Genomic DNA, 12,879 nt, shown 5'->3' with positions numbered 1-12,879 from the left:
GGTTGCGCGCCGCCCCCCGGCCCGGCAGAAGGAGGCCATGGACCTGCGCCACCTGCCTGCCCGCGCCGAGGACGGCGCCATCCACGTGGTCGTCGAGTCCCCCCGCGGCGCCACCGTGAAGCTCAAGTACGAGCCGGCGCTGGGCGTGATGACGGTGGCGCGCGCCCTGCCGCTGGGCCTGGCCTACCCGTACGACTGGGGCTTCGTGCCCGGCACGGTGGCCGCCGACGGCGACCCGCTCGACGCCATGATCGTCTGGGACGCGGCCAGCTACCCGGGCACGGTGGTGCGCTGCCGCGCGGTGGGCGTGGTGCGGCTGGAGCAGGACCTGAAGGGCGGCGCGGGGCGCATCCGCAACGACCGGCTCATCCTCCTGCCGGTCAAGTACGAGCGGGGCGCGCCGGTGGAGGACGCCGACGACCTGCCGCGGCGGCTGCGCGAGGAGCTGGAGCAGTTCTTCCTCATGACGGTGGTCTTCGGGAAGAAGAACCCGCAGGTGCTGGGCTGGGGCGGCGCCGCCGAGGCGGAGGCGCTGGTGGAGGGCTGCTGCCCGCCGGCCCGCCCTACTCGGCGTCGTGCACGTGGTAGTGGGCGTGCGTCCCCGGCCCGTGGGCGTGCCGGTGGGCGTGGGCCAGGCCGCTCTCGATGAGCAGCCGCTGGTCGCCGAGCAGCCCGGCCACCGGGCCGTCGTAGAGCAGCCCGGGGCGCCCGGGGGCCAGCAAGAGCGCCCGGTCGGCCAGCTCCTCCACCACCGAGAGGTTGTGGGTCGAGCAGACGACGGCCACGCCGGTGAGCCCCTGCAGCAGCTCCACCAGGTGGGCCCCGGTGGCGGGGTCGAGGTTGGCGGTGGGCTCGTCGAGCAGGAGCACCCGCGGCTCCAGGCAGAGCAGCGCCGCCAGCGCCACCCGCTTCTTCTCGCCGCCGGAGAGCTCGAAGGGCGGCCGGTCGAGCAGCGGCGTGAGGCGGAACTCCTCGGCCCATTGGGCCACCCGCGCCTCCACGTCCGGCAGGCCGAGCTGCCGCGGCCCGAAGGCGATCTCGTCGGCCACGGTGGGGTTGAAGAGCATGGCGTCGACGTTCTGGAACAGGAAGGCCACCTCGCGCCGGAAGGTGCGCAGGAAGGCCGCCTCGCCCAGCCGCCGGGCGTCGAGCGGGAAGCCGCCGTAGCGCAGCGCCCCGGCGCTGGGGGGCGCCAGCCCGCCGAGCACCTTCATGAGCGTGGTCTTGCCGCAGCCGTTCACGCCCAGCAGCGCCAGCCGCTCGCCCGGCTTCACCGTGAAGGTGAGCTCGGTGAGCACCGGCCGCCCGCCGGCCGAGACCGCCACGCGCGCCAGGTCGTAGGGCACGGGCCTCAGGCCCCCCGGGCGCGCAGGGCGTCGGCCACGTCGCGCGCGTTGCGGGCCGAGAGGGTGACCAGGGTGGCGGTGACGCCGCCGGCGCCGCGCACCACGTCGAGCGCCCCGGGCCGGCGCACCAGGCGGCTCTTCAGGCCGAGCGCCGAGTCGGTGACCAGCAGCCGCAGCGCGTGGACCTGGCCGAGCACGATGGCCAGCAGGCGCGAGACGGCCGGCCAGGGGGCCAGCGCCCGCACCAGGTTGACCCGCGCCAGCACCGAGAGGGTGAGGAAGCCGAGCAGCGTGGTGCGCAGGTTGAGGGCCGAGAGCGCGCGCCAGTCCACCGGCCGCTCCGCCACCCAGGCCAGCCACCCCGCCGAGGCCGCCGAGAACCCGACCGAGATCGGCACCACCGAGCGGAGCAGCCGCCCGAGGGCGCGCGGCGCGCCGCGCCGGAAGCCGAGGAGCGCCAGGAGCCAGGCCGCGGCCAGCCAGGAGGGGTCGGTCAGCGCAGAGAGCGCGAAGAGCGCGAGGAGGCCTGCGAGGAGGAGCAGCCGGTCGCGCCTGGGATCGAGGTGAGCCACGCTGGTGAGGCCTCCCGGGAGGCGGCAGGGCGACCGTATACCTGCCTTCCGGGCCGCCTGCCAGCCGGGGCGGGGCCACGGGTCTGAATCCCGGGTCCAGCTGAACCCAGGGTCCGCGCCGGATCGCCAAACCCAGCGAAGCCCCGGACGCTCCGGGTGGCAAGGGGCTGGCACCACGGGCTGATCGGCCGTGAACGCGCCAGCCGCAGCCGAGGTGGCCGGGACCATCGACCCGGCGGACGTGGTCCCGCTCTTCCGCGGCGACCTGCTGGTCGAGCCCGGCCCGACGCCGGTCATCTCGCTCTTGTCCGATCCGGCCGGCGGCAAGCGGTTCCCCTTCTACGAGTTCGAGCTCTCGGTGGCCCGCATGCTCGACGGTCGCCGCCGCGCCGGGGAGGTGCTGCAGGCGGCCGACCGGCTCGGCATCCCGGTGGACCTCGACGGCCTCTCGCAGTTCGTCCGCCAGCTCGGCCTCTACGGCTTCCTGGCGGCGCCCGGCACGCCGCACCCTGCCACGGAGGGCGCGCGGCGCGGCCGCCAGCCCTGGGACGAGGAGACGCGCACCCTCTACCGCGCCGGCGTGCGGCTCATGCACCTGGGCCGGCCCAAGGAGGCGGCCGGCTACTTCACCACCATCCTGGAGGCCCACCCGGAGAACAGCCAGGCCACCCAGCTGCTGGCGGCCATCGGGCAGGGGCTCCTGCTCGAGGCGCACGCGGTGGGGGCGCGGCGGGGCGGTGGGCCCGAGGCCGTGGGCGCCGCGCAGGCCGCCGGGGCGCACGCCGCTGGAGCGAGGAAGGCCGGCGGCGCCCGGCGCGTCGCGCCTGCCCTCGCCGCGACGCTGGCGCTCGTGGGCGCGGTGGCCTGGCTGGCGACCCGGCAGGAGGCCGGGTCCGGCGCGCCGCCGCCGGGTGGAGCACCGGGCTCGCTGGGTGCGGCGCAGGGTGCGGCGGCGGCGCCGGCTCATTCGCAGGGACGGACCCCGGGCGGCCAGCCCGGAGCGGCGGCGGCAGCCCGCGTCGCGGCGGAGGCAGTAGCCCCTACCACCCGCTGGCGCAGCGCCCCGCTGGAGCGCCGCTGGCGGCCGGTGCTGGCCACGGTGACCGCCCCCGCCGCCGGCCGCTTCACCTGGCGCGCCGAGCTGGCCCGCGGCGTCCGCCAGGGTGAGCCGCTCGGCACGCTGCTGGCGGCCGGTGAGGCGGAGCCGCCCACGCCCGAGGCGCAGGCGCGCCTGGCCGAGCTGACGGCGCTGGCGGCCGGCGACCCGGTCTACCGCGAGTTCCTGGAGCGCGAGCAGGAGCGGCTGGGGGCCAGCCGCCGCCGCGGCCGCGAGGTGGCGGTGACGGCCCCCGCGGCCGGGCCGCTCCACCGGGTGGCGGCGGACGCCGCCAGCGTGGCGCGCGGCGAGGTGCTGGCGCAGCTCCTCGACCCGGCCAGCTGGCGGCTCCTGGTGGAGCTGCCGGGGGAAGGGCCGCCGGCCGGCGCCGCCTGCGAGGTGGCCGGCGACGCCGAGGCCGAGCGGGCCCCCTGCCGGCTGCTCACGGTGCGCGACCTGGGCGGGCGCCAGGAGGTGACGGTGGCGGTGGAGTCCCGCGCCGCCCCGTGGCTGGAGCTGGCGCGCGCCCCCTGGCTCCGGCTCGGGCCGCCGCCTGCCGCCGCCCAGCCGCCCTCCGCCGCCCCGCGCTCCACCGCGCAAGCGCCGGCCGCGCCGCCGCCCGGAGCCCCTCGGTGACCCTGCGCCTCCTCCTCCTCGCCGCGCTGGCGCTCGCCCCGGCCGCGAAGGCCCCGGCCGCGCCGGCGGGTGGCCTGGCGGTCCTCGGCCTCAGGCCCGTCGAGGCCGGCCCCGGCTCGGCCACCGCCATCACCCGGCTGGCCGAGGCGCAGCGGCTCCGGGCCGCGGTGGAGGGCGTGGCCGAGGCGCTGGGCGGCGCGCCCCCGCTGCGCCACGACGACCTGCGCGGCGCGCTCGGCCGCGCCTACCTGGTGACGCTCTTCGACTGCCTGGACGACGAGCCCTGCCTGCTGGCCGCGGCGGCGCCGCTCCGGGCGCGCGGGGTGGACGCCGCCCTGGTGGGCGAGTACGGCCGGCAGGGCGACCTGCTCACGGTGCGGCTGCGCCGGCTCGACCTGCGCGCCGGGCGGGTGGCGGCGGCCGCCACCTTCGAGGTGCCGGCGGCCCAGGCCGAGGCGCTGGCGCCCTGGCGGGCCGGGCTGGCGCCGCTCTTCGACGACACCGGCAGCCTGGCCCTGGTGGTCAACCTGGCCGGCGCGGCCTGCACCCTCGACGGGCGGCCCTGCGACCTCGGCCCCGACGGCGTGCTCCCGGCCGTCACCGCGGGTGAACACCTGCTGTCGCTCTCCCACGAGGGCTACCGCCGGCTCGACCGGGTGGTGGTGGTGGTGGCGGGGCAGCGGCTGCGGGTGGCGGCGGCGCTGGAGGAGCTGCCGCTGCAGGTGGTGAAGGCGCCCGACCCGGCCTCGCGCCTGCCCACCTTCGCCCCGCCGGGAGAGGAGACCCGCCTGGCCCCCTTCGGCTCGCTCCGCCTGCTCTTCCTGGTGGACGACGTGGACGCCGGCGAGCGGGAGGAGCCGGCCGTGCCCGGCGGCGTGGCGCCGGGCGGGGCGGGGCTGGTGGTGCTGCCGCGCCCGGCGGTGGTGGGCGTGTCGGTGCAGTCGCCGCGGGGGCCGGGCGGCTGGCAGCTGCGCGGCGCGGTGGCGGCGGCCTTCGTGAAGGACCCGGCGCCGGAGCTCGACAGCGCCTACGCCGAGCTCCTCGACGAGGAGCTGGGGCTGCGCTTCCTGCTCGGCCTGGGGCAGAGCGTCTTCAGCGGCCTGACCGCCGGCACGCTCACCTCGCCGGAGGGGTTCGGCGACCTGGCCGGCGGCCTGGTCGGGCTGACCGCCTCCACCTCGCTGGGGCCGGTGCTGCTGGAGGGGTTCGTGGGCAAGCACAAGTCGCAGCTGGGCGCCGAGGCCTGGCCCGGCGGCGCGGTCCCGGCCCCCTTCCTGGCGGCGCGCCTGGCCTACGTGGACGCCGGCCGCGGCGGCCGGCTCTACGGCGAGGACTACCCGCTCACCGTGTCGCTCTCGGCGGTGATGGGCGAGGAGCGGCTGGGCGATCCGGACGAGGCCGCCTGGGCCGCCGAGGCGGGGCTGCCCGCGCCCGCCCTGGAGCGGCTGCCGGTGCGGGCCGCCAGCCTGGAGCTCTTCCTGCCGCTCTCTCCCACCGCCTCGCTGGCCGGCGAGGCCTGGGTGGGCGAGGGGGTGCACCTGCTGGAGGGGTCGCTCTGGCAGCGGCCGCGCCTCGACCCCGCCACCGGCCGCCACCACCGGCTCCGCTCCGCCGGCGGGTGGCTGCAGCTGGCGGTGGGTGTGGGCCAGCGGCTCGAGCTCAGGGCCCTGGCGGGGCTCGACGCGGTGGTGGCCGGGCTCGGCTCCGGCGCGGCCCCCTTCGACGAGGCGCCGGTGTCGCGCAACGAGCTGGCGGCGGTGAACGGGACGCTGGAGCTGGTGCCCGGGCTGTCGCTGGGGCTGCAGCTCCACCTGGTGCGCACCACCTTCCTGGACCCGTCCCTGGGGAGGCCGCTGCTGCGCGCGGCCAGCTTCACCGGGCAGGTGGCGTTCTGACACGCCGCACCGGACTGCTTTCCCCTCGTGCCCCGTTGGGGTAGGAGGTGTCCACCATGACAGTCGCCCGCACCCTCCCGGCCCTGCGCAAGGGCGAGAAGCTCGCCGTCCTCCTGCCCGGAATGGGCGCCGTCGCCACCACCGCCATCGCCGGCGTGGAGGCGGTGAAGCAGAAGCTGGCCCACCCCATCGGCTGCCTGACCCAGCTCGGCCACCTGATCGGCGACGCCGGCGAGCCCGGCCCCCGCCTGCGGGACGTCCTGCCGCTGGTGGCCTTCGAGGACCTGGTCTTCGGCGGCTGGGACCCGTTCCCCGACGACGCCTACCAGGCGGCGCTGCGGGCCAACGTGCTCGAGCGGCGCCACCTCGACCCGGTGCGCGCCCAGCTGGAGCAGGTGAAGCCCATGCCGGCGGTCTTCGACCACGCCTGGGTGCGCCGGCTCGACGGCCCCAACGTGAAGACCGGCACGCTGCGCCAGAAGGCCGAGGCCCTGCAGGCCGACATCCGCGGCTTCATGGCCGCCAACGGCTGCGCCCGCGCCGTCATGGTCTGGACCGGCTCCACCGAGGTCTACGTCGAGGCCGGCCCGGCCCACGCCACCCTGGCCGCCTTCGAGGCCGCGCTCGACGCCGGAGACCCCACCATCGCCCCCTCCATGGTCTACGCCTACGCCGCGCTCCGCTGCGGCGTGCCCTTCATGAACGGGGCGCCCAACCTCTCGCAGGACGTCCCGGCGCTGCGGCAGCTGGCCGAGCAGCAGGGGGTGGTGACCGGCGGCAAGGACTTCAAGACCGGCCAGACCCTCATGAAGACCACCCTGGCCCCCATGCTGCACGCCCGCATGCTCGGGCTGGAGGGCTGGTTCTCCACCAACATCCTGGGCAACCGCGACGGCGAGGTGCTCGACGACGCCGACAGCTTCAAGACCAAGGAGGTCTCCAAGCTCGGGGTGCTCGACCAGATCCTGGACGCCGACCACCACCCCGAGCTCTACGGCGACGTGGAGCACAAGGTGACCATCCACTACTACCCGCCGCGCGGCGACAACAAGGAAGGCTGGGACGCCATCGACATCCGCGGGTGGCTCGGCTACCCGATGCAGATCAAGGTGAACTTCCAGTGCCGCGACTCCATCCTGGCGGCGCCCATCGTGCTGGACCTGGCGCTGCTGGCCGACCTGGCGCAGCGGGCCGGCCACCGCGGGCCGCAGGAGTGGCTCTCCTTCTTCTTCAAGAGCCCGGTGACCGCGCCCGGCCGCGGGCCGGTGCACGACCTCTTCCAGCAGCAGATCCACCTGCACCGCGCGCTGCGGGGCTTCGCAGCGCAGGCGGTGGTCCCGGCCACCCCGGCGGCCGTGCCCGCCGCCACCTGATGAGCCGATGACGGGCGCCGACCGCCTCGCGCTGGTGGGCCACCTGGCGCTGCTGGCCGTCTCGCTGGCGGCCTTCGCGGTGGCCCGCCCGCCCGCCCCGGCGCGCCTGGCCGGCCGGCGCGGGGCACTCGCCCTGGCGGGGCGCTGGGCCTACTGGCTGCTCCGCCCGCTGGTGGGCGCGGCGCGCGCCCTGGGCCTGTCGGCGGACGCCCTCACCTGGATCGGGGTGGCCATCACCTGCCTGGCCGGCTGGCTGGCCTCCACCGGCGCCTGGGGCCTGGCCGGCCTGGCGCTGCTGTGGGGCTCGGCCTTCGACATGCTCGACGGCGAGCTGGCCCGCGCCACCGGCACCGCCTCCCCGGCCGGCGCCTTCCTCGACTCCAACCTCGACCGGCTCTCCGAGATCGCCCTCTTCGCCGGGGTCGCGCTCGGGCTGCCCGGCCGCCTCGGCCCGTCGCTGGCGGTGGCCGCGCTGGTGGCCTCCCTCATGGTGAGCTACGCGCGCGCCCGCGGCGAGGGGCTGGGCGTGGAGTGCCCGGCCTTCGGGCTGGAGCGGCCGCAGCGGGTGGTCATCATGCTCTCCTTCCTGCTGCCGGCGCCGTTCCTCTCCGCCGACACCGCCGGGTGGATGGCGCAGGTCGGGGCGGCGCACGTGGCGGTGGGGGCCGGCCTCACCGCGGCGGCGCGCATGGTGGTGATCCGCCGCCGGCTCCAGGGGCGGGCGTTCGCCCGGCCGGCCGGCCCGCCCGCGGCCGGGGCGCCGTGAGGGTGGCCGTGATCACCCCGTACGACCTCTCGCACGAGGGCGGGGTGAACCGGCACGCCGTGGCCCTGGCGGCCGCGCTGGCGCCCCTGGGCCACCGCGCCGCCGTCCTCGGCCCGGCCAGCGGCGAGGTGCCGCCGGGCTGCACCGGCGTCCGCGGGGTCGTGCCGCTGCCCGCCAACGGCAGCGTGGCCCGCATCGGCCTGCTGGCCGACGCCCGCGCCACCCACCGCTGGCTGGAGGCCTCGGGGGCCGAGCTGGTCCACGTGCACGAGCCGCTGGTGCCCGGGCCGGGGCGCCACGCCATGGGCTGGGCGCGCCGCCACGGCCGCCCGGTGGTGGCCACCTTCCACGCCAGCGCCGAGCGGGAGCTGCCGGTGCAGCGGCTGCTGCGCCGCGTGGCCGCCGCCGCCCTGGGCCGCATCGACCACGGCATCGCGGTGTCGCGCCAGGCCAAGGCCTTCAGCCGCGCCGTCTTCCGCGGGCGCACCGCCGTGATCCCCAACGGCGTGGACCTGGGGCGCTTCACCGCGGCGCTGGCGGACGAGGGGCCGGCGGGCCCGGCGGACCTGGTGGGGCCCGCCCTGGCCGGCCAGGCCGGCGTCGCCGCCGCGGACCGGCCGCCCCGCATCCTCTTCGTGGGGCGCTTCGGCGAGCCGCGCAAGGGGCTGGGGGTGCTGCTCGACGCGGTGGCGCGGCTCCGCGCCACGGGGCGGACCGTCGAGGTGCTGGTGGCGGGCAGCGGCCCACCTGCCCTGGCGGCGCGCCTGACCGGGCCGGGCCTCACCTTCGCCGGCCGGCTCGACGACCTGGCGCTGGCCGCCGCCTACCGGGGGGCCGACCTCTTCTGCGCGCCGTCGCTCGGCGGCGAGAGCTTCGGCATGGTGCTGGTGGAGGCCATGGCGGCCGGCTGCCCGGTGGTGGCCAGCGACCTGCCCGGCTACGCCGAGGCGGCCCGCGGCGCCGCGCTCCTCACCCCGGCGGGCCACCCGGCCGCGCTGGCCGAGGCGCTGTGGCGCGCCCTGCGCGACGAGCCGCTGCGGGCCCGCCTGGCGGCGCACGGCCTGGCCCGCGCCGCCACCCTGTCCTGGGACCGGGTGGCCGCCCACGTGGCCCGCATCTACGCCGCCGCGGTCCGCCACCACGCCGCCGAGGCGGCCGGCCGCGCCGCCGGGAGGAGCCCGCCGTGAAGCAGCCCGCCGCGCCACACCTCGAGGCCATCCGCGAGGACGCCTGGTTCTACCGGCCCTACGCCGTCTGGGCGGCCGCGGTCTGGGGCTGGCACCGCACCGAGACGCGCGGCACGCCCCACCCCGGGCCCTGCATCTACGTGGCGCTGCACGGCGCCGGCTACCTGGTGCTGGACCTCGTCATGGCCGGCTACTGGGTGGCCTGGCGCGACTTCTTCCGGCGGGTGGGGCCGCGCCGGCCGATGCGGGTGGTGGCGGCGGAGAGCCAGATCGAGCGCTTCCTGCCGGGGCTGCCGCGGGTCAAGGCGGTCAGCGGGCTCATCCCGCCCGACGAGGCCAGCTGCCTGGCCGCGCTGCGGGCCGGCGAGTCGCTCCTGCTCACCCCGGGCGGCAGCCGCGAGGCCCAGCCGTCGCGCGACTTCTACCGGCTGCGCTGGGAGGGGCGCTACGGCTTCGTCCGGCTGGCGCTGCAGACCGGCCTGCCCATCGTGCCGCTGGCGGTGGTGGGCGGCGCCGAGGCCTACCCCGGGGGGCGCTGGAAGAAGCTCTCCTTCTGGTCGCCGCTGCCGCTGCCGGTCAAGCTGCGCATCGCCGCCGGCGAGCCCATCGCGGTGCCCTTCCTGCCGGAGCGGGCGCGCGATCCTGCGCTGGTGCGGCCCCTGCACGCGCTGGCCTGGGAGCGGACCCAGGCGCTCATCGACGGGCTGCGCCGCGAGGCCGGCCACCGGGTGCCGACCAGGGCGGGCGGGGCCGGCGGGCCGGGCGAGGCGGGGGCGCCGGGCGGCGCGCCCGGCGGCGGCCCCGGAGGCGCCGGCGCGTGAGGCCGGTCCTGATCGCCTCCGACTGGCACCTCGGGCCGCGCAGCCCGGCCGCCCACGGGCGGCTGGCGCTCGGGTTCCTGGGCCGCGCCCGCGCCGCGGGCGGCGAGGTGATCCTGAACGGGGACGTCTGGGAGGAGCTCTTCGCCGGCCCCGGGGCCGGGCCGCGCGCCTTCCCGGCGGTGGCCGCCGCGGCCGAGGCGCTGCGCGCCGAGGGAAGGCTGCGCCAGACGTGCGGCAACCACGACCCGGACCGCGGCCCGGCCGCGCTGGCGCTCGACTGGCCGGGGCTGGGCCGGGTGCTGGTGGCGCACGGCCACGCCGCCGACCCGGTCAACGCCTCGCCGGTGGGTCGGCTGGGCGACGGCATCTCGCGCCGCTTCGGCCGCTCCGCGCTGGTGCGCGGGTTCGCGGCGGGCGCCGAGGCGCTGGTGCGCGGCCTGGCCGAGGAGCGCCTGGTGAGGATCTTCTCCGGCCGCTGCCGCCGCCTGGTGGCGGCCGGCGGCCACGACCTGGGCGTCTTCGGCCACGTCCACCGCGCCCACCTGGCCCCGGGCGACCGCTACGCCAACGCCGGCTCGCTGCACGGCGAGGCGCTGGAGTACCTGGTGCTCGACGCCGCCGGTCCCCGGCTGGAGGCGCTGCACCTCTCCGACCTGGGCGGCGCCGCGACCGCGGCCGCCCTGGACGGCCCACCCGAGGAGCCCACGTGACCCTGTCCCGCCGCTGGGTGACCTTCGCCGACCGCCACCGCCTCCTCATCCTGGCGCTGGTGACGCTGGTGTCCGGGCTCGGCCTGTGGGGCACGGTGCGGCTCTACGGCGACCTGCGCCCGGACCTGGCCGAGCTCCTGCCGGCCAACAGCCGCTCGGCCCGCGACCTCCAGCTCATCTCGAAGCGGGTGGGCGGCTTCGCCGAGTCCACCGTCATCCTGCACGGCGCCGATCCGCTCACCCTGGCGCTCTTCGCCGACGACCTGGCCGAGCGGCTGGAGGCGGCCCCGGGCGGCCTGGTGCAGTGGGTCGAGTACCGCGTCGACGAGGCGGTGGACTTCATGAAGCCGCGCCTGCTCCTCTTCCCGGAGCGGGCCGAGCTGGTGCGGCTGCGGGACACCCTCGAGGCGCGCCTGGCCTGGGAGGCGGCGCAGGGGCGCGGCGCGGCCAGCGGCCCGGCCCCGGACGTGGAGGGGCTGCTCGACGGCCTGGCCGGCGACCGCAAGGACCTGCTGGGCCGCTTCCCCTCCGGCTACATCGCCGGGAAGGTGCCCGGCGCCCGGCCCGGCGAGTCCTTCGACGCCCTGGCCATGCTGGTGCGGCTGGCCGGCGACCCCGGCGACTACCAGCGGGTGGTGGCGCTCGACCGGCTGGTCAAGGAGGCGGTGGCCGGGCTCGACCCGCAGGCGAACGCGCCCGGCCTCGAGGTGGCCTACGGCGGCTACGTGGCCTCCAGCATCCTGGAGCACGACGCCCTGGCCGAGGACCTGGTCTGGGCCACCCTGCTGGTGGTGCTGCTGGTGGCCATCGCCATCGCCGTCTACAACCGGACCTGGAAGGCGGTGCCGGCCATCGGCCTGCCGCTCTTCGCCGGGGTCTTCACCACCTTCGGGCTGGCCGAGCTGCTGGTCGGGCACCTCAACTCCAACACCGCCTTCCTCGGCTCCATCGTCATCGGCAACGGCATCAACGTGGGGCTGATCTTCTTCGCCCGCTACCTGGAGGAGCGCCGGCGCGGCGCGGCTCCGCTCCCGGCCATGACCGCCGCGGTGGAGACCACCTGGCTGGCCACCCTGACCGCCGCCCTGTCGGCCGGCGTGGCCTACGCCTCGCTGCTCTCCACCGACTTCCGCGGCTTCGCCCAGTTCGGCCTCATCGGCGGCCTGGGCATGAGCCTCTCCTGGCTCTTCGCCTACCTGGTGGTGCCGCCGCTCACGCTGGCCTGGGAGCGCTCGGCGCCGCTGGTCCAGCCCGGGCAGCGGCCGGCCCGCCCGGTCTTCACGCTGCTGGTGGCCTGGCTGGTGGAGCGCCGGCCGCGCACCACCGCGGTGGCGGCGCTGCTGCTCTCGGCGGCGGCCGTGGTGATGGTGGTCCGCTTCGCCCGCGACCCGCTGGAGTACGACTTCAAGAAGCTGCGCGACCGCGGGGCGCTCCGCGAGGGCGGCCCGGCCTGGTGGGACGCCCGGGTGGACGCGCTCTTCGGCGACCACCTGACCCCCACCGTGCTGCTGGCGGAGACCGAGGCCGAGGCGCGCGAGGTGGGCCGGCGGCTGGAGGCGCACCGGAAGGCCACCCCCGGCACCACCCTGGGCTCGATCCTCTCGGTGGCCGGGTTCGTGCCGGAGGGGCAGGCCGAGAAGCTGCCGCTGCTGGCCGAGCTCCGGGCGCTGGCCACGCCGGAGCACCTCTCCTTCCTGTCGCCGGAGCGCCAGCTCATGGTGAAGGCCGTGCTGCCGCCCGAGGGGCTGCGCCCCTTCGGCGCCGCCGACCTGCCGTCCACGCTGCGCCGCCAGCTCACCGAGGTGGACGGGCGGGTGGGCACCCCGGTGCTGGTCTACCCGGCGGCGTCGCTCGACGTCTGGGACGGCCGCGACATCCTGCGCTTCGCCGCCGAGCTGCGCAGCGTGGCGCTGCCGCGCGCCGACCTGCCCACCGCCTCCTCCATGCTGGTCTTCGCCGACGTGCTGGGGGCCATCCGGCAGGACGGCCCGCGGGCCACCCTGCTCTCGCTGGTCGGGGTGGTGGGGCTGGTGCTGCTGGCCTTCGGCGCCCGCGGCGCAGGCGGGCGCTCGCTGGCCGACGCCGGCTGGGTGCTGCTGGCGCTGGCCCTGGGCGTGCTCTGGTTCCTCGGGCTGGCCGGGGCGTTCTCGCTCAGGCTCAACATGCTCAACTTCATCGCGCTGCCCATCACCTTCGGCATCGGGGTGGACTACGCGGTCAACGTCTTCCAGCGGCGCCGCCTGGATCACGCCGCCTCCATCGCCGACTGCGTCCGCACCACCGGCGGGGCGGTGGCGCTCTGCTCGCTCACCACCGTCATCGGCTACGCCTCGCTGCTGCTGGCCCGCAACCAGGCGCTCAACTCCTTCGGCCTGCTGGCGGTGCTGGGCGAGGTGGCCTGCCTGGCGGCGGCGCTGCTGGCGCTGCCGGCGCTGCTGCGCTGGCGCGAGCTGGCGCGCCGCCGGCCCTGACCCCGG

At 77.6% G+C, this 12,879-nt stretch carries 10 protein-coding genes and 1 pseudogene; 9 read left to right on the top strand and 2 right to left on the bottom strand.

The window, feature by feature from the left end; all coding sequences use genetic code 11:
* Positions 1-37 precede the first annotated feature (37 nt).
* Entirely contained in the window at positions 38-649 is a 612-nt protein-coding gene (locus tag IPO09_14830; GenBank protein MBK9518594.1) for an inorganic diphosphatase, read from the top strand.
* On the opposite strand, the gene IPO09_14825 is transcribed toward IPO09_14830, so the two are convergent.
* Both IPO09_14825 and IPO09_14820 read right to left on the bottom strand, forming a co-directional pair.
* Positions 564-1,346, bottom strand: a complete 783-nt coding sequence (locus IPO09_14825; GenBank protein MBK9518593.1) for an ABC transporter ATP-binding protein — start codon at positions 1,344-1,346, stop codon at positions 564-566. The genes IPO09_14830 and IPO09_14825 overlap by 86 nt on opposite strands.
* Positions 1,347-1,351: 5 nt before the next feature.
* The gene (locus IPO09_14820) at positions 1,352-1,918 is read right to left on the bottom strand and encodes a hypothetical protein (GenBank protein MBK9518592.1); all 567 of its coding nucleotides are present in this window, start codon (positions 1,916-1,918) and stop codon (positions 1,352-1,354) included.
* Between the two features lie 190 nt (positions 1,919-2,108).
* Here IPO09_14820 and IPO09_14815 point away from each other — a divergent pair, with 190 nt between their 5' ends.
* From IPO09_14815 to IPO09_14780, 8 genes and pseudogenes are all read left to right on the top strand, one after another.
* Positions 2,109-3,650: a hypothetical protein gene (locus IPO09_14815; GenBank protein ID MBK9518591.1), complete on the top strand. Its 1,542-nt coding sequence runs from the start codon at positions 2,109-2,111 to the stop codon at positions 3,648-3,650.
* Complete coding sequence (locus tag IPO09_14810) at positions 3,647-5,545, top strand: hypothetical protein (GenBank protein ID MBK9518590.1); 1,899 nt, start codon at positions 3,647-3,649, stop codon at positions 5,543-5,545. Before IPO09_14815 ends, IPO09_14810 begins: the two co-directional genes overlap by 4 nt.
* Positions 5,546-5,601: 56 nt before the next feature.
* Entirely contained in the window at positions 5,602-6,918 is a 1,317-nt protein-coding gene (locus IPO09_14805; protein MBK9518589.1) for an inositol-3-phosphate synthase, read from the top strand.
* A gap of 7 nt (positions 6,919-6,925) precedes the next feature.
* Positions 6,926-7,684, top strand: a complete 759-nt coding sequence (locus IPO09_14800; protein MBK9518588.1) for a CDP-alcohol phosphatidyltransferase family protein — start codon at positions 6,926-6,928, stop codon at positions 7,682-7,684.
* The gene (locus IPO09_14795; protein ID MBK9518587.1) at positions 7,681-8,871 is read left to right on the top strand and encodes a glycosyltransferase family 4 protein; all 1,191 of its coding nucleotides are present in this window, start codon (positions 7,681-7,683) and stop codon (positions 8,869-8,871) included. The genes IPO09_14800 and IPO09_14795 overlap by 4 nt, the downstream gene beginning before the upstream one ends.
* Positions 8,868-9,692, top strand: a complete 825-nt coding sequence (locus tag IPO09_14790) for an acyltransferase family protein (protein ID MBK9518586.1) — start codon at positions 8,868-8,870, stop codon at positions 9,690-9,692. Before IPO09_14795 ends, IPO09_14790 begins: the two co-directional genes overlap by 4 nt.
* A pseudogene (locus tag IPO09_14785) lies at positions 9,689-10,324 on the top strand (metallophosphoesterase). Before IPO09_14790 ends, IPO09_14785 begins: the two are co-directional and overlap by 4 nt.
* A gap of 74 nt (positions 10,325-10,398) precedes the next feature.
* On the top strand, positions 10,399-12,873 hold the full coding sequence (locus IPO09_14780) for an MMPL family transporter (GenBank protein ID MBK9518585.1): 2,475 nt from the start codon (positions 10,399-10,401) through the stop codon (positions 12,871-12,873).
* Positions 12,874-12,879 lie beyond the last annotated feature (6 nt).

It is taken from the genome of Anaeromyxobacter sp., assembly GCA_016718565.1.
Classification (GTDB): domain Bacteria; phylum Myxococcota; class Myxococcia; order Myxococcales; family Anaeromyxobacteraceae; genus JADKCZ01.
Note: the sequence above shows the minus strand (reverse complement) of the source record. Positions and strands in the feature narration are given on the sequence as shown.

Coding starts and splice junctions, on each gene's coding strand:
- IPO09_14830 (MBK9518594.1), top strand. CDS start 38: ATGGACCTGCGCCACCTGCCTGCCCGCGCCGAGGACGGCGCCATCCAC.
- IPO09_14805 (MBK9518589.1), top strand. CDS start 5,602: ATGACAGTCGCCCGCACCCTCCCGGCCCTGCGCAAGGGCGAGAAGCTC.
- IPO09_14800 (MBK9518588.1), top strand. CDS start 6,926: ATGACGGGCGCCGACCGCCTCGCGCTGGTGGGCCACCTGGCGCTGCTG.